Source organism: uncultured Cocleimonas sp. (assembly GCF_947495625.1).
Taxonomy (GTDB): domain Bacteria; phylum Pseudomonadota; class Gammaproteobacteria; order Thiotrichales; family Thiotrichaceae; genus Cocleimonas.
This window is the reverse complement of the sequence record NZ_CANLZW010000060.1, coordinates 1-15,129: the sequence shown is the minus strand read 5'-3', so window position 1 is coordinate 15,129 and position 15,129 is coordinate 1. Positions and strand designations below refer to the sequence as shown.

The window sequence follows — 15,129 nt, the reverse complement described above, 5'->3', positions numbered from 1 at the left end:
GCTTCTTCAGCTTCTTCAGCTTCTTCAGCTTCTTCAGCTTCTTCAGCTTCTTCAGCTTCTTCAGCTTCTTCAGCTTCACTGGTTACATCAAGTATGTCACTTAAAGATAGTGATCGTAGGAAGTTTGCTAAGTCAAATAACTCTTCTAACTCTTCTGACTTAATAACTGCAAATATATCAGTTTTTCCTATTCCACCATAGAACGCAACCTGCTCCTCACTCCACCCTGATTCTTTATAAAAATGTTCAAAAAAAGCCTCAAGAAGCGTAGTGGTATCGTAAAAAGTATTATTAAATTTATCAAATTCCAAAAAAACAAAACCAACGATAGTAGAATCCTTCAACCATACGTTTATCTGTGGTGATTTATATGTACTATCCCACTTATAGGCAGTTATTGTATGTTTTGCTGACACACCATCCAGAAGAATAGACAGCGAGTTATCGTCATAATCAGAAACTTCAGTAAAAGAGGCTAAATCAAAACTACCCAATGTCTTAAATACCTCATATTGAGGGTATTCATCTTGGAACTTTGAGTAAATAGTATTTTCTTTGCCTGGGAATACTTGATAGAAGGAGACTACAAGTACTGTTTGTGATAGTTGCATGTGGCTTTATCCGATTAAAAAGCCATCTCAGAATAGATGCAACTATAAGCTAAGTCAATCTTCCGAATCAGTAACTTTATACTTTTCGGTTTTACCAGTACCGTACTTTTTAACGGCTCGAATAATACCATCAAGGTGATTGCTAGACTTACTTGTACCGTCAAATCCAACACGGTAACCCAGAGACAGCTTCCTAGAATTTCTAGTTCTGAACATCCTAGTACTAGATGCACTTCCGAAAATTAAATTACGAGCCATGAATGATTCCAATAGTCTTTTATTGTAATGCTTGCAATCTGGTTGCAATAAAGCGGTCGGATACTACAGTAAAAAAACACACGGTGTCAATAACCACTTAGTTAGTGGTATTAACTCCAAACCCCTTTGAGGTGTACATTTTATACAAGTAATCCATAAAAAAGTCAATGAGAACAGCCTACTTATGTGCAGACTATAGTAAATTATTGTTAATATAATATGACTTAAATCAACATTTACAATACCAAATAATCATATAAATAAGCACTTACTTCTGACAAAAGGTATACCACCAGCGCAGTAAGTCGGATTGAAGAATCCCATTCAACTTTATAAATTATCCTCTATGTTCACATCGGATGACATGAACATATCGCCTTGCTCAGCGGAAAAATGCGAGCGAGAAGTTTTTCCGATGAAGCAACTTGTATATATGAGTTGTTCTCCATATTAAGATGGGACCTTTTTGAGCCATTTTTGAATTACTGAAATTACTTTTTCGATTTCCATTTCGCAACCTTCTTCATCTGCAAATTGTGATATGGTTAAAAGATATCTAGTTCTTTAATCATATAGTAAGATAAATTTTCTAGACCTTTTCCACTTGCTTTGATTGAGTTTTTCAGTACTGAAATATTACTAGTACCTTTTACAAAGGACTCAATAGCTAATGATATTTTATTTTTCAGAGATTCATTCGGTATTATTTACTAACCATATAACAGCCAAGTTATGTCTTAATTCAGTGCTATAAAGCACCATTATCAATTAACAACTGATATATCTCTTCGGCCATTTTCTGGTAGCCGATTTTATTGAAATGCACCATATCGGATTTATACGAGCGTGTGCGGAGCAAGCTGGAGATTAATTCGCCATCGAAAACCAGTTTATGTTCTTCTGCCAGTTCTTTATAGAAAGGCGCAACATCGGAGAAAAGCTGTTTTTGCGGCACGCCGATCAATACCAGTTGTACGCCCTGCTCTTTTGCCAATGCTATCATTGCCGCCAGGTTCTGCTTGGTTTGCTGTAAGTTGTGATTGCGTAAAATATCATTACCGCCTTGCAGCAGTATCATTAGATCAGGATTGGTTTCTGCAATCACATCGGCAAGCCGTGCCAGACCTTCTTCGGTGACTTCTCCCGATATACCTGCATTCACCACCTTACGACCGCTGAGTTGCGCTAAAACACTCGGATAGCTGTGTTGCTTAGTCGTCCCCACTCCTTCTGTGAGGCTATCGCCAAATGCCAGTATCGTCGCTTCTGTGGAAACGCGCGATAGTGCCTTCTGACTGTCGCAGCCTTGAATAAACAGCGCCAGAATAAATACGGTGACTGCGTGTTTAAACGTTATGGATATTCTGGCTAATGCTTGGTGATTGATTCTCATGCGTTAAATTATGTAAGAAAATATCAAATAACGATAATTGAGCTGATGAGCCGTTGTTGAGGCGCTTTTTAAAAAAGTGCCTAAAAGGTGGGGGGTGTCTTTTTATAACGCTCTTACGCTTTTTTAAGCGAGCGTGCCGGTGACTGACTTGCCGCTTCGGGATAACTGATTGATTTGACTATTTCTCGCATCAGCGGATAAACGACCACCACGGATATCAACAGTGCGAACGCTAATATCGCTAAATATATGATCATATAGTGTTCGTAATTCATGATTGGCGCAACCACACGCGCAGCACCGACTAAGGCGGCATAAATCCACGAGGTGGTACTGATGGCGGTGAATATGCATGACACGACGACAATCCGCTGTGCTTTCTGGCGTGATCTAAAACTCGGGAAGACTAATAAATGCAATAACAATCCGTTGATCGTCAACACGCTAACCACTGTAATTTTTGCGGCTAATTTTGAGTTGGCAAAGATTAATTCCAAATCCAGACCGGGTTTAATCGCTAAAAGCGCTATTCCGGTAAGCCATAATATGACGAGTAAGGAGGTGATTTTTCTACCAAGCTGATGCACTTCTGATACATCTAATTTTCTTGACGTGATTATTTTCACATCTGTACTGACTATCATTACGATAGCAAATGCAAAGGCGAATAAATGCAGGAAAATCAGGAGTTGCTGACCCACAGAAGTGATTTCATGTAGGTACAAATCTATAAAACTTTGCATATTTAAAATGAACAGGGCTTGTTAGTTATTCCGTCGCGTTCATTCTACATTAGAACAAGAAAATCTGAGGTGTTTTATGATGTTAGGGGGAAATTTATGGTTGAGTTGCGGTGAGTAAAAAGTGCCTATAAGTAGGGGGGTGACCCTTTTAAACTATTTATTTGAATTGTAAGACTATGTCTTATATATTCTTTATAAGAATATTTCTTACATTTACTAAATAGGATGTAATCATGTCACGAACAATTACTGTCGATACAGGTAAAGAGCTACTTGGTTTCATTGATAACCTTGTTGAGTCCGGCAGTTATAAAACCAAGAGCGAAGTAGTACGAGAAGGTTTACGTTTACTTAAAGAGCAACAGGCCAGTTCAAAGCTTGAAGCTTTACGTCAACTTATTGATGATGGAGAAAATAGCGGTGATTTATCAGAGTGGAATGTTGATACTTTCCTTAATCGTATGAAAGCAAAAACTACTGATGACAAAAGATAGTCATGCCAGATCGAACGATTCTACTTCGCCCGTTAGCCGAAGATGATTTAGAAAAGATTTATAACTATAGTTATAACGAATTTGGTGAAAATCGTGCAATTCAATATATTCATGATTTGAACAATGCCTTTACCAAACTCGCGGACAATCCTAACTTAGGCAGCCAATGTGATTATATAAAAGCAGGCTTAATGACCTATCATGTTGTTTCACATATCGTTTTCTTTAGAGTAACAAAAAACCGACTTTCCATTATTCGAATACTTCATAAGTCTATGGATTATCCGCGTCATTTTTAAATATTTTTTTAAAATACGCCTAGCTCTATATAAATATCACTCAAAAGTAGGGGGTGACTTTAATGATTCTTATCTCAAGCCACCCTTCCCTATTTCAGTGATTTCGCTTTAGCATGCTATTTAAGCATCCCTCTTATGCGACTATTCTTATGCGTCCATTTCTATGTATCCAAATGCTCTTCAAAAAACGCAATGGTACGCGACCAGGCTAGTTCTGCGGCTTTTTCATCATAACGCCCCGTTGAGTCATTATGAAAACCATGATTTACGCCTTCATAAATAAATACCTGATAGTTGGCTTTGATCGCTTTTAAGGCTTTTTCGTAATCGGGCCATGTGGCGTTGACGCGTTTGTCTAATTCGCCCAGTTGTATCATTAGTGGAGCTTTGATATTTGGGATGATATCGGCGCTTGCGGGTGTACCGTAAAACGGAACCGCGGCATCGACCACATCGGGGATTGCGGCAGCGAGCATATTGGAGATGTAGCCACCAAAACAGAAACCAACCACGCCAAGTTTGCCATTGCCTTTTTCGTGACCTTTGATGAATTTAGCGGCGGCGATAAAGTCTTGTTCTATTTTGCCTCTGTCGAGTGATTTTTGCATGGCTCGACCTTCGTCGTCATTACCGGGATAACCGCCAAGTGTATGCAACGCATCAGGAGCAAATGCAATAAAGCCGGCTTTTGCGACGCGCCTTGCGACGTCTTTTACATAGGGGTTTAGACCACGGTTTTCATGCACGACCAATACCGTTGGCGCTTTGTCGTCGATGACTGTGGGAACGACTAAATAGCCTTTGCCTTTGCCGTGACCTTCGGGTGAATCGAATTCTTGATAAGTCGCTTTAATCATTTCATCGTTGAAGGAGACTTGTTCGGCGAGTGCGTAATTAGGCAGTAATGCACTGGAGACCATGCTCATGGTTAAACCTGCAACACCAAGTTTGCCGAGGCGCGATAAAAATGTGCGTCGATCGATAAAACCGTGGGCGTATTCGTCGTACCAATCGAATGCTTCTTGTGGGATTTGAGGTTGCTTGTCTTGCTGATTCTTGTTTTGTAGATTCGGGCTTTGCATTATTGACTCCTGTGTTTATTTTATTCTGTTTATTTCACGTTCTATGCTTTTCTAAAAACACTGCGCATGGCATTAAGTATAGAGTTCTGTTCAGATTTTGGGAGTGGATAAATGTAAAAATATGTAAAGGCCTGGGGCGTGTTGTTATGTACTTTTTAAATTGATGGTTTGATTTAAACCATCGAAATTATCAGCAAGGTTAATCCTGCAATCGCCAGAGTACGTAAGCCAGTCCACAACCAGAACTCTTTGCCTAGCACCCCGAGCATTACCCCGAGGAAAAAGATGATGATCATCGCCAGAATTATGGCTGCAATAAATGGTGATATGGGTAAGCTAATGCCTATTTGTGTTAACCATAATGGCGTTATAATCAATAGTGAGATAAGTAATGGTGAAAGGCCATTAACCAGCGCTACCAGTACTGGCACATAACGACTTGCCCTGCCATAGTCTGATTCACTGAGATCAGAGAGTAACGCTCCTTCAAGATCTTCTAACTCTTTTTTTCTTTCTGCTACTTCACTCAGGTAGGCGCTACTGATACCACTCATAAACAGTGCAATGGCAGCGCCGAGACAGGCTGTAATAGCAATCGTTATCTCTACATTCTCTCTAGAGGCGAATGCCACCATTAAACCCAGCATGGTTAGTGCGCCATCAAAACCATTGGTGACAAAGTACCTTCGTGCTATTCCTTTGGCGCGATTTGCATGTATTAGAATGCGGGAATAAACATTGTCCTTCATTAATCAGTCACTGTTTTCTTTCTTATCAGCGCTAATAACCTGGACCTCGTCGATACTATGTACTGAGGCGCCTAACGCTTTGATGTGTTCAGTAAGACATGTATAGTCAATATCATCCCCTTCGATTTCTGCGATCACACTTTCGGTTTTTTCATCGACTTCGACAACACTCAGGGTTATCTGAATTTCACCTGCCTGTTCAGCCAGTGCAGATGCGAATTCCAGCGCATTGGGTTGGTGCGGTTTGAGGATATCTAGAACCAGTTTTTTCACTTTTATCATGATAATACCTTAACATATGTACACCCCCGACCTTGATGACGTTCCGTAGAGCAGATATTTTCATTGCTTGAAAAACAAACCTCATAAAAGGTAAGGGGTATCTCTATAAATAATAAATCAGTCTTTACCAATTTTGAAACTGGGGATATTCGTTGTGCCAATAACAATTAAAACCAACGCCACAAACATAAAGAAAAAAGTAGAGGCTAAGAGGCTGGCACTGATTGGATTTTGCCAACCGAGTGTATCAATTTCTATAGACAAATAGATCACACTGGCGATCGCCAAGATAATACTGCCCGCTGCAAAGTACAGCGCTGACTTCTGAAATGCGCTCTTTGTGGTTTTCTTTACGGGAGGGTATTGTGGTTCTACGTTGTCTTTGGATGGATTCATCAGTCTAGGATACCCTTTCTAAATCGCAAAGTAAGAAAAACCGCCTCAAAGTAGGGGGGTGCCTTTTATTATTCATAATTCCATTTGCCTATTTAAGAGGCTCCTTGAGATGCACCACTGCCCCATTCGGGTCAGCGATTACCGCAATCCATCCTTCATCTGGTACATGCTGTGGTGGCACCATGACTTTGCCGCCTAGCGCTACGGTTTGTGTGACGCTTTCTTCTATGTCGTCAACCGCGATATAGGGATGCCAGTAAGAGTTTTCATTTTTATCATTGCTTGTACTGCTTTTACCAACGGTATCTAAATTTGCATCCATCATACCGGCGATACTTACCCCATTTTTTTTAAATATCGTGTAACTGCCATAGTCGCCGGCATCTACCTGTTTTGTCGTCCAGCCAAACAGCTTGCTGTAGAAATCTCTGCTGGTTTGCTGATCAGGGGTGACCAGCTCCTGCCAAATAAAAGGGTTTTGATTTGCCATGAGTTTTCCTTGCTGGGTAAATAGGTATGAGATATTGCGTGCTTACTAAACATTGTTATTCAACAATCGCTAATAAGCAAAACAATGTTTGCCTGTGTATTTAGTTAACTATTTGAGTCGATATTTGATTAAATATTGGATTGATAAAAAACCGAAGAACACGAAATATTTCGTTGAATTTGCCTTTGGTCTTAGGCTTTTGACAGTTGCTGTATACGCAATTATCATCATCAGTTAACCAATAATTTATAAAAATAATAACAGCTGAATATAAATGCTCCAATCTAGACTAAATACCCCCAGTTTTAGCCAAACTACTAAAATAGTATTCCTGGTCGGATTACTGTTGCTGGTTGTTGGTGTTTCCGGGTATTTCGTTATGATTAAATCCGAGAATACTATCATTAGAAATCAAGCACTTAGTGTTGCAGAGATTGTTGCCCGACAAGCGTCAGCGGCTCGGTCGGTTTATACCATGCAGATTCTGGATAAAGTCAAAAAAGACGAGATTGGCTTCTCAGATAGGGATTATCACAATAAGCATGGCGCACTACCCATACCAGCGCAATTCCTGAAAAGTATGGCGACTAAAGCGTCTGAAGATGCTGATGGTTTATATAAATATCGCGCTGTGAGTAAATGGAATCTGGATAATAATCAGGATCTAAACAATGATTTTCTAAAAGATGCCTGGTCTCAACTGGAACAACAGGATCAAGCAAACCCCACAAAAGCGATAGACTGGAAGCCAATACATCGTGTTGAAAAATTCGAAGGCAAGGAAACCTTACTCTACCTAAAAGCAGACCCTGCGACCCAGGTATCTTGCGTTAGTTGCCACAACGAATACGAAAAGAATCCAGATATCCTTAAAAGACGCGCCTCACAGAATACTGTCGGCGGAAAAGTCTGGAAACAACATCAATTACTCGGTGCTATTTTCGTACAGATTCCCGTAGATGAAATGCATGCAATTGCCTCGAAAAACAGCAAATTTACTATTTTATGGATACTGAGTTCTCTGATTATCGGTTTGAGCGGTTTGGCTTATTTCTTTTCGCGAGACCTGGTCAAAGCCAAAGGAGTGACAAAACTATTATTTTGGCAGGCTAAACATGACACCCTGACCAAGTTACCTAATCGTCTTAGCTTTGAAGAAAAAGCAAGGTCGCTAATAAGCGATGCCAAGAATAACAATAATACTCACGCCATGTGTTTTCTGGATCTCGATCAATTCAAATTGGTTAATGATACTTGCGGACATGCGACTGGTGATGAGTTGTTGTGTCGAATCAGTGATGAGTTGCAAAAAGAACTGGTCAAACCTGATTTAGTCGCACGCCTTGGCGGTGATGAGTTTGGCATTCTGCTTACTAATCGTACGGTGAAGGAAGCTGAATCAAAAACCAGAAAGATATGTAAAATTATCAAAAACTATCATTTTGTTAAAGATGAGCATTTATTTGATATAGGCGCGAGTATTGGTGTTGTCGCTATAAACAAAGATTCTATGAATGTAGATCAGTTAATGAGATGTGCAGATTTAGCCTGCTATATGGCTAAAGACGAAGGCAGAAATCGCGTTCAAATTTATCGTGAAAACGATGAGATTCTGAATCTTAGAAAAGTCGAAATGAAGTGGGTTTCCGGCATTTCCAGAGCGTTGAAAGAGAACAGAATCCTTATCTACAGTCAAAAAATTGTCGCAATTGAAGCAGGCAGCAACTACACGCATCATGAAATCCTAGTTCGCCTACTGGGTGATAACGGCGAGATTGTACAACCAAACACATTTATCCCTGCCGCAGAAAGATACAATTTGATGAAAAAGCTGGATCTGGCAATTATCGATCGAGCCTTTTCTGCCTTGAGTAATAAGTATTTTACTGACTTAAGTAATGATGGCTTTATATCGATTAACCTTTCAGGTCAATCGCTGAGTGAAGCCGACTTTTTGGTAATGGTTAAATATCTGATGATGAAACATCGGATAAACCCTGCTCAAGTGTGTTTTGAGATCACAGAATCAGCAGCTATTGCGAATCAGGATTTAGTCAAAAGCTTCATGAAAGAAATGAAAAAACTCAACGTTAAATTTGCTCTGGATGACTTTGGAACAGGCTTAAGCTCATTGACCTATTTGAAAGAATTTCCTGTCGATTATTTAAAAATAGACGGCAGCTTTATCAAAGATATTCTAACGGATTCGGTTGATAGAACGCTAGTAGAAGCGATTAACGATCTGGCTCATACCATGGGCTTGAAGACAGTGGCAGAGTATGTTGAATCCAAGGAAATCTTGAATTTACTCAACATCATCGATGTCGATTACGCGCAGGGTTACTTTATTCAAAAGCCGACTGAAGTTGTGCTTAAAAGTTAAAAAACAGGACAAACGATGCATACTAAAAAAACACTTTTCATGCTGATATTAGGACTAACGATAAGCACATCGGGTTTTGCCAAAGTGTATAAATGGACTGACGCCGACGGTAAAACGCACTACACTTCCACGCCACCACCAGCGCAGAAAAAAGTCCTCTCGAATGAAGAATTTAAAGTACGCAAAACACCTAAATCGTCATTAAGACCTTCTTCAAGTTTTGCCAAGCCAACTAATACAGGCAACAGCACCCAGTCAAAAAATACAAAAACCAAGAAGAAACCCAACACCAAGATACACGCACGCGCCCAATGTGGAAAAGCGATCAGTAAAGCTCCTTCGGTTATATCTAAAATCAAAAGCCAGCTAAGACAAGCAATAAGTGCTGGAAAAGTACCTAAATCCAAAATGGATGAATTCGAAAAACAGGAAAAATCTGGAAAACTTAAACCACCTACGATGGAAAAATGCGTCAAAGATTATATGGCTGGTGGCGGCAGACAAACCGATACCATCGCTGATAATAATGCATCAGACGCTATCGCGTGGATGCAGTTAGATGCGGCGTTTGGACAATTCAAATAATTAAAAAACCCCCTATAAGTAGGGGGGTGACTTTCAGATATAAAAAAGCCCCTGAATCAGGGGCTTTTTTATAATCAATACTACTTGTAGGGCGTTTAGATTTTGGTTCAAATCAAGGCGCGACCGCACGCAGAATGTTTGAGCGTACAACCCTATGATTAACTTCTAAATAATCGCTCAGAGCATTCAAATTTTACTTCAGATCAAGGCGCACCTGCGCGCAGAATGTGAGCGTATAAGTATACGTGACCATTCGAGCACAGGAGCAACGCCGAGCTGGAGGAAAAGATGGATGCTCTGCGTGATTATTTTATTTCATTGTGACTAATTCTTCTGCTGATACCGGATGTATCGCGATCGTATCATCAAAGTCCGCCTTCGTTGCACCCATGCGAATCGCTACCGCAAAGCCTTGTAGCATTTCATCGGCACCTAGACCAATCACGTGACAACCAACGATTTTTTCGTTTTCGCCCTGCACGATTAGCTTCATGTGAGTTTTCACTTTGTGGCGTGTCATGGTGTGGTACATCGGTACGAAGTCTGTTTTGTAGACTTTTATTCCACCATTGGCAACATCATCGCCATACACTTCAAGTGCTTTCTCTTCACTCATACCAATTGTGCCAATCGGTGGATGCGTGAACATTACTGTAGCGATATCGTCGTATGACATTTTACGCTCTGGTTTACCGCCGTATAAACGATCACCTAAACGACGACCTGCTGCGATTGCAACTGGCGTTAGTGGGGCTTTACCGATGATGTCACCGATGGCGTAAATACCGTCTACGGTGGTTTTTTCGTAGTCATCTACAACGACTGTTCCGCGTGGAGAGACTTCAACGTCGGTATTTTCCAGGCCAATATTGTCTGTGTTTGGACGACGTCCGATTGCCCAGATGAGTGAATCCACATCTGTAATTTTTGTGCCATCTTCAAATTCAATGGTGACTTGCTTGAGACCATCTGGTCCTTCGCCCTGATCAACCACTTTGCTGATGATTTCATCGTGATAGCGCTTGAGACCATCATCTTTCATTTGTTGTGAAAGCGCCGCTTGAATGGTGCTGTCGAAACCTTCGAGCACTGGCCAGCCCTGGTGCAAGACAGATACATCTGAACCGAGTCCATCCATTAGCATCGCAAGCTCTAGTGCGATATAACCACCACCGACTACAACGACTTTTTTAGGTTGTATATCGTGCAGCTCCTGGAAGAAACCATCAGAGTCTAATCCGAGTTCTGAGCCTTCGATATCTGCTGGAATAATCGGACGACCACCTGAAGCAATAACGATGTTATCTGCTGTGTAGGTGATTTTTTCGCCGTCGACATCAACTTCGATTGTTTTGTTATCAAGGAATTTTGCTGCACCTTCAATCACTTCTACGCCAGCACCACCTAGGTAGCCATCGTACCAATCGAGGATACCGCCGATGTAGTTTTCGCGCTTATCAACTAATTTTTTCCAGTTTAGTTTGCCTGCGTCACCTTCCAGATCGACATCAAAACCGTAATCCTGAGCATCCATTAAGCCTTGTGCCACACCTGCCGCATACCACATAACTTTTTTCGGCACACAACCTACATTGACACAGGTTCCGCCAAGTTCTTTGTTTTCAATAACCGCAACTTTAGCGCCGTAAGATGCTGCACGTTCTGCGATTGATAGACCGCCGCTGCCAGCGCCGATTGAGATTAGGTCGTAATGATTGCTCATGATTCTTTCCTTAAATAACTCCACATAGTATTCATCTTGCATTCCATTGCGGCGTTACTTACGTACTCGACTGATCACATACCTATTGTATGCTCACAGTCTCCGTGCGTAAGCGCCTTGCCCTGTAACGCAATATAAACACTATCAGGAGTTATTACTTAATTTGTAATGGAGTTTTAACACACCCCCCCACTTATAGGCGTTTTTTCTATTTGATTAGTTGCACAAGGATGATTAGAACAAATCAGATCTTGTACAAATAGATATAACGAGCTGTTTCTTTAAACAGATGCTGACCATCTAAAAAGAATGGTCAGCATGTTCGTAACTTAACTAATTATAAGTTACTTCTGAAGAATGTGATTCTCGCCTATCAGCCAGACATATACCTAAGCTAACAGGTTACGAGATCATTAATCAGGAATGACTTACGCTTTTAACCAAGTCTCTAACTCAGACGATCCACCAATATGATCACCATCGATGAACACTTGTGGAACGCTTGATGTACCAACCATTGCACGTAAGCTGCGGTCTGTGTAGTCACGTCCCATCATTAGCTCTTCGTACTCATAGCCAGCTTCTGTAAGCATTTCTTTCGCTTTTGCACAGAATGGGCAACCTTTACGAGACATTACTGTCACACTTGCTGGTACTTTTGCATCTGATGCGATGTAGTTAAGCATAGTGTCAGCGTCTGAAACATCAAACGGGTCGCCATCAACGTCTGCTTCGATAAACATTTTCTGAACTACGCCGTCTTTAACGAGCATAGAGTAGCGCCATGAACGCTTGCCGAAACCTAAGTCATCTTTATCAACCAGCATACCCATACCTTCTGAGAACTCACCGTTTCCATCAGGGATGAATGTGATGTCGTTAGCGCCTTGATCTTCTTTCCACTCGTTCATTACGAATGTATCGTTTACTGATACACATAGGATATCGTCAACGCCGTGCTCTTTAAATGCAGGTAATAACTGGTTATAACGTGGCACGTGTGCAGATGAACATGTTGGCGTGAATGCACCAGGTAGTGAAAATACGATAACTGTTTTACCAGCGAATAATTCATCAGTAGTTACGTCTACCCACTCGTTGTCTTGACGTGTGTGAAATGTAACGTTAGGGACGCGTTGTCCTTCTTTGTTTTCAAATGACATTTTTGTTTCCTTTTATTTAGATTAAATAAGTAGTCGTTAATAAAAAATGGTTAATAAATTCGATGAGATAATCATATGGGTTGTATGTAACAAAACAATGATTAAATTCTCAATCTGTTATGAAGTTGATGTGGATCATAGAGAGATAAATTCAATCTGTAAATTATATTGTTTTTATCGTTGCATTCTATAAAATAGATCACTGTATAAAACGCGACAACGGATACGATTTTCATGATCTTACCTACGATAAAACAACTTAGATATTTTGTAGCGCTGGAAAAATATCAACATTTTGGCAATGCGGCAAAAGCCTGCTTTGTTTCTCAGTCAGCCTTTAGTGTAGCGATCAAAGAACTAGAATCTCACTTAGGGGCGCAACTGGTAGATCGCACCAACAAAAGTGTCACTATCACTCGAACGGGGCGCGAGATAGCTAATCACGCACGTCTTTGTCTTAGAGATTTAGAATATCTTGCAGAAGTTGCCCATAGTAATCAAAAGCCACTCACCGGGCGCTTGAATCTTGGTGTAATCCCTACGATTGCGCCTTTTATTCTGCCTGATTTATTACCAAACTTACGTTCATCGTTTCCTGATTTAAAGCTATACCTGCGTGAAGATACAACTCAGTCATCGCATGATCTACTCATTGAAGGTGAGTTGGATTTAATTCTGATCGCACTCCCTTACAAGTTAAGTAATGTTGAAATTATGCCGTTGTTTAAGGACCACTTTTCTTTGGCGTGTCATAAAAATAGCAAAATTTTCGATCCAAATAATTATTCCTTAAATAGTTTACCCAAAGAAAGTGTATTGCTTTTAGAAGATGGTCATTGCCTTCGTGATCATGCTTTATCCGCCTGTAAAATCCGAAATCAGGATACAGTAAGTCGCTTCGCTGCGAGTAGTTTATTAACGCTAGTTAGCATGGTTGATTCTGATATTGGTATCACCTATCTCACTGAAATGGCTAAAAACTCATCGCTCTTACAACACACCGATATTGAGACATACCCACTGGATGAAAAGAGCTATCGCGAGATTGGTTTGGCGTGGAGAAAAGGTAGCGCCAGAGAGGACGAGTTTAAGCTTTTGGGTGAGACTATAAAAACCATGCAAGCATCTAAAGCCCAGTAAATTAGCCTGAAGAGCTAACTTAAGGTTGCGTTAAGCATGCTTGACATAATATCGGATTCATATAATTGCGATGTTTAGAACTTGATGATTGTTTATTAGAACTGGTTATCACGCTAGAGTTTTGATTCATCAGGCAATATAAAAAAATTATAAAAAGATAAAACAGAAGAAGAATAAAAAGGAATCTATATGTCTTCAGTTGAGACTCAATCTCTAAATTCGGCGATTCATCCAGCGTTGCCGTTGATTTTCCCATTACAGGATTTATCAAAATCTGAAGCTCAAGCTGCGATTAAACAAGTAGATCCTGATACTGCATGGCATTTTTATTCTCACTCTATTCGTAGAAATCCAAATGATCTGGCATTACACACACATCGTGTATTTTTTGCTATGCAACACAAAGATGCAGAATTATTAGCGGGCTCTTTGCACGATCTTTTTTATGTTTTAAAAGATGCAGGAGCGCAATTACGTATTCGTTTGTTAAAAGCCTCTATGCCTTATCTCGATAAAAAAGATACGTTGTATTTTGCGATGTGGATTAAAACAGGCATAAAAAAAGGCATGGGGTATAAATGGGTTGCAGGCTCAGTGCTCTCTGATGGATTGCACGGCCCTGATCATCCTTTAATTCATATCGAAAAAGATGAGTCTGATGATCCAAAATTATCTCCATTAGAAGAAGCGAGATCTTGTATGGAGTTTGGACAACTTGATGTGGCTAAGACAATTCTAAAAGAAGCAATAGCAAAAGACGGTGAAAACCAACAGTTACTGGAAGAACTTGCCTATCTGGAGCAATACAGTAAAAGTAGAGAAATACAGCCCGAAACAGCAAAAAAGAAACCATTGGGTGGCGCATTAAAAAAATTAAGAGAACAGATATTTAGCTAGGACCTACTCGACAGAACTAACAAGAATAAAAATACTATGTTCAATAAAAATACCGATAAAATCCGTATTGCGATCCTTGAAATTAGTGATCAAAATGACGCTATTCTGGATTATTATTTTAGTACGGCTGGCAAGTCTATATACACCCTTGTAGGTGAAGATGAAGCCGATGCATTTATTACTGATTATGATTATCCCGGAGCAGTAGACCACTGGGATGAAATTATAAAAACAAGCAACAAGCCCGGGATTATTCTATCGATCAGCAAGAAAGAAATACCCAACGCCGTATGGGTTGCAAAACCTTTATCATCAAAAGCGATAACTGACGCTGCGGATACAATTCGCAACTTGCTTGAATCTGTTGAATCTGTTGAATCTGTTGAATCTGTTGAATCTGTTGAATCTGTTGAATCTGTTGAATCTGTTGAATCTGTTGAA

18 protein-coding genes are annotated in these 15,129 nt (G+C 40.3%); 7 read left to right on the top strand and 11 right to left on the bottom strand.

What is annotated here, in order from left to right; translation table 11 throughout:
• The 4 genes from Q1A31_RS20610 to Q1A31_RS20595 all read right to left on the bottom strand — a co-directional run.
• A partial coding sequence (locus tag Q1A31_RS20610; protein WP_299881592.1) for a hypothetical protein occupies positions 1–611 on the bottom strand: 611 nt, incomplete at its 3' end.
• 54 nt (positions 612–665) lie between these two features.
• The gene (locus tag Q1A31_RS20605; RefSeq protein ID WP_299881589.1) at positions 666–827 is read right to left on the bottom strand and encodes a hypothetical protein; all 162 of its coding nucleotides are present in this window, start codon (positions 825–827) and stop codon (positions 666–668) included.
• Between the two features lie 790 nt (positions 828–1,617).
• Positions 1,618–2,262, bottom strand: a complete 645-nt coding sequence (locus Q1A31_RS20600) for a GDSL-type esterase/lipase family protein (RefSeq protein WP_299881586.1) — start codon at positions 2,260–2,262, stop codon at positions 1,618–1,620.
• Between the two features lie 113 nt (positions 2,263–2,375).
• Positions 2,376–3,005, bottom strand: a complete 630-nt coding sequence (locus Q1A31_RS20595) for a hypothetical protein (RefSeq protein WP_299881583.1) — start codon at positions 3,003–3,005, stop codon at positions 2,376–2,378.
• 233 nt (positions 3,006–3,238) lie between these two features.
• Here Q1A31_RS20595 and Q1A31_RS20590 point away from each other — a divergent pair, with 233 nt between their 5' ends.
• Entirely contained in the window at positions 3,239–3,499 is a 261-nt protein-coding gene (locus Q1A31_RS20590) for a type II toxin-antitoxin system ParD family antitoxin (protein WP_299881580.1), read from the top strand.
• 2 nt (positions 3,500–3,501) lie between these two features.
• The gene (locus tag Q1A31_RS20585) at positions 3,502–3,798 is read left to right on the top strand and encodes a type II toxin-antitoxin system RelE/ParE family toxin (protein ID WP_299881575.1); all 297 of its coding nucleotides are present in this window, start codon (positions 3,502–3,504) and stop codon (positions 3,796–3,798) included.
• 161 nt (positions 3,799–3,959) lie between these two features.
• Here the strand turns inward: Q1A31_RS20585 and Q1A31_RS20580 are convergent, their stop codons facing one another.
• From Q1A31_RS20580 to Q1A31_RS20560, 5 genes are all read right to left on the bottom strand, one after another.
• On the bottom strand, positions 3,960–4,880 hold the full coding sequence (locus Q1A31_RS20580; RefSeq protein ID WP_299881570.1) for a dienelactone hydrolase family protein: 921 nt from the start codon (positions 4,878–4,880) through the stop codon (positions 3,960–3,962).
• 173 nt (positions 4,881–5,053) lie between these two features.
• Positions 5,054–5,629 carry a hypothetical protein gene (locus Q1A31_RS20575; protein ID WP_299881567.1) on the bottom strand — a complete coding sequence of 192 codons (576 nt, stop codon included), beginning with the start codon at positions 5,627–5,629 and terminating at the stop codon, positions 5,054–5,056.
• A 3-nt stretch (positions 5,630–5,632) separates the two neighbouring features.
• On the bottom strand, positions 5,633–5,911 hold the full coding sequence (locus Q1A31_RS20570) for a DUF211 domain-containing protein (RefSeq protein ID WP_299881564.1): 279 nt from the start codon (positions 5,909–5,911) through the stop codon (positions 5,633–5,635).
• 117 nt (positions 5,912–6,028) lie between these two features.
• Positions 6,029–6,307: a hypothetical protein gene (locus tag Q1A31_RS20565; protein WP_299881561.1), complete on the bottom strand. Its 279-nt coding sequence runs from the start codon at positions 6,305–6,307 to the stop codon at positions 6,029–6,031.
• Between the two features lie 88 nt (positions 6,308–6,395).
• The gene (locus tag Q1A31_RS20560; RefSeq protein ID WP_299881559.1) at positions 6,396–6,797 is read right to left on the bottom strand and encodes a VOC family protein; all 402 of its coding nucleotides are present in this window, start codon (positions 6,795–6,797) and stop codon (positions 6,396–6,398) included.
• A 274-nt stretch (positions 6,798–7,071) separates the two neighbouring features.
• Between Q1A31_RS20560 and Q1A31_RS20555 the strand changes: the two genes are divergently transcribed.
• Positions 7,072–9,180: an EAL domain-containing protein gene (locus Q1A31_RS20555; RefSeq protein ID WP_299881556.1), complete on the top strand. Its 2,109-nt coding sequence runs from the start codon at positions 7,072–7,074 to the stop codon at positions 9,178–9,180.
• 15 nt (positions 9,181–9,195) lie between these two features.
• Positions 9,196–9,765, top strand: a complete 570-nt coding sequence (locus Q1A31_RS20550) for a DUF4124 domain-containing protein (RefSeq protein WP_299881553.1) — start codon at positions 9,196–9,198, stop codon at positions 9,763–9,765.
• A 310-nt stretch (positions 9,766–10,075) separates the two neighbouring features.
• On the opposite strand, the gene gorA is transcribed toward Q1A31_RS20550, so the two are convergent.
• Together gorA and Q1A31_RS20540 are read right to left on the bottom strand one after the other, a co-directional pair.
• Positions 10,076–11,488 (bottom strand): glutathione-disulfide reductase, encoded by a 1,413-nt coding sequence (gene gorA, locus Q1A31_RS20545; protein ID WP_366943061.1) that lies wholly within the window; start codon positions 11,486–11,488, stop codon positions 10,076–10,078.
• Positions 11,489–11,916: 428 nt separating this feature from the next.
• Positions 11,917–12,651 (bottom strand): glutathione peroxidase, encoded by a 735-nt coding sequence (locus tag Q1A31_RS20540; RefSeq protein ID WP_299881550.1) that lies wholly within the window; start codon positions 12,649–12,651, stop codon positions 11,917–11,919.
• A 234-nt stretch (positions 12,652–12,885) separates the two neighbouring features.
• Here Q1A31_RS20540 and Q1A31_RS20535 point away from each other — a divergent pair, with 234 nt between their 5' ends.
• From Q1A31_RS20535 to Q1A31_RS20525, 3 genes are all read left to right on the top strand, one after another.
• On the top strand, positions 12,886–13,791 hold the full coding sequence (locus Q1A31_RS20535) for a hydrogen peroxide-inducible genes activator (RefSeq protein WP_299881547.1): 906 nt from the start codon (positions 12,886–12,888) through the stop codon (positions 13,789–13,791).
• A 189-nt stretch (positions 13,792–13,980) separates the two neighbouring features.
• On the top strand, positions 13,981–14,688 hold the full coding sequence (locus tag Q1A31_RS20530; protein WP_299881544.1) for a hypothetical protein: 708 nt from the start codon (positions 13,981–13,983) through the stop codon (positions 14,686–14,688).
• Between the two features lie 36 nt (positions 14,689–14,724).
• On the top strand, positions 14,725–15,129 hold a 405-nt coding region (locus tag Q1A31_RS20525; RefSeq protein WP_299881541.1), incomplete at its 3' end, for a hypothetical protein.

Excerpts from the sequence above, each read along its gene's own strand:
- Q1A31_RS20540 (WP_299881550.1), bottom strand. The coding sequence starts at position 12,651 with ATGTCATTTGAAAACAAAGAAGGACAACGCGTCCCTAACGTTACATTT.
- Q1A31_RS20575 (WP_299881567.1), bottom strand. The coding sequence starts at position 5,629 with ATGAAGGACAATGTTTATTCCCGCATTCTAATACATGCAAATCGCGCC.
- Q1A31_RS20570 (WP_299881564.1), bottom strand. The coding sequence starts at position 5,911 with ATGATAAAAGTGAAAAAACTGGTTCTAGATATCCTCAAACCGCACCAA.
- Q1A31_RS20585 (WP_299881575.1), top strand. The coding sequence starts at position 3,502 with ATGCCAGATCGAACGATTCTACTTCGCCCGTTAGCCGAAGATGATTTA.
- Q1A31_RS20595 (WP_299881583.1), bottom strand. The coding sequence starts at position 3,005 with ATGCAAAGTTTTATAGATTTGTACCTACATGAAATCACTTCTGTGGGT.
- Q1A31_RS20555 (WP_299881556.1), top strand. The coding sequence starts at position 7,072 with ATGCTCCAATCTAGACTAAATACCCCCAGTTTTAGCCAAACTACTAAA.
- Q1A31_RS20590 (WP_299881580.1), top strand. The coding sequence starts at position 3,239 with ATGTCACGAACAATTACTGTCGATACAGGTAAAGAGCTACTTGGTTTC.
- gorA (WP_366943061.1), bottom strand. The coding sequence starts at position 11,488 with ATGAGCAATCATTACGACCTAATCTCAATCGGCGCTGGCAGCGGCGGT.
- Q1A31_RS20550 (WP_299881553.1), top strand. The coding sequence starts at position 9,196 with ATGCATACTAAAAAAACACTTTTCATGCTGATATTAGGACTAACGATA.
- Q1A31_RS20535 (WP_299881547.1), top strand. The coding sequence starts at position 12,886 with ATGATCTTACCTACGATAAAACAACTTAGATATTTTGTAGCGCTGGAA.
- Q1A31_RS20565 (WP_299881561.1), bottom strand. The coding sequence starts at position 6,307 with ATGAATCCATCCAAAGACAACGTAGAACCACAATACCCTCCCGTAAAG.
- Q1A31_RS20560 (WP_299881559.1), bottom strand. The coding sequence starts at position 6,797 with ATGGCAAATCAAAACCCTTTTATTTGGCAGGAGCTGGTCACCCCTGAT.
- Q1A31_RS20600 (WP_299881586.1), bottom strand. The coding sequence starts at position 2,262 with ATGAGAATCAATCACCAAGCATTAGCCAGAATATCCATAACGTTTAAA.
- Q1A31_RS20530 (WP_299881544.1), top strand. The coding sequence starts at position 13,981 with ATGTCTTCAGTTGAGACTCAATCTCTAAATTCGGCGATTCATCCAGCG.
- Q1A31_RS20580 (WP_299881570.1), bottom strand. The coding sequence starts at position 4,880 with ATGCAAAGCCCGAATCTACAAAACAAGAATCAGCAAGACAAGCAACCT.
- Q1A31_RS20605 (WP_299881589.1), bottom strand. The coding sequence starts at position 827 with ATGTTCAGAACTAGAAATTCTAGGAAGCTGTCTCTGGGTTACCGTGTT.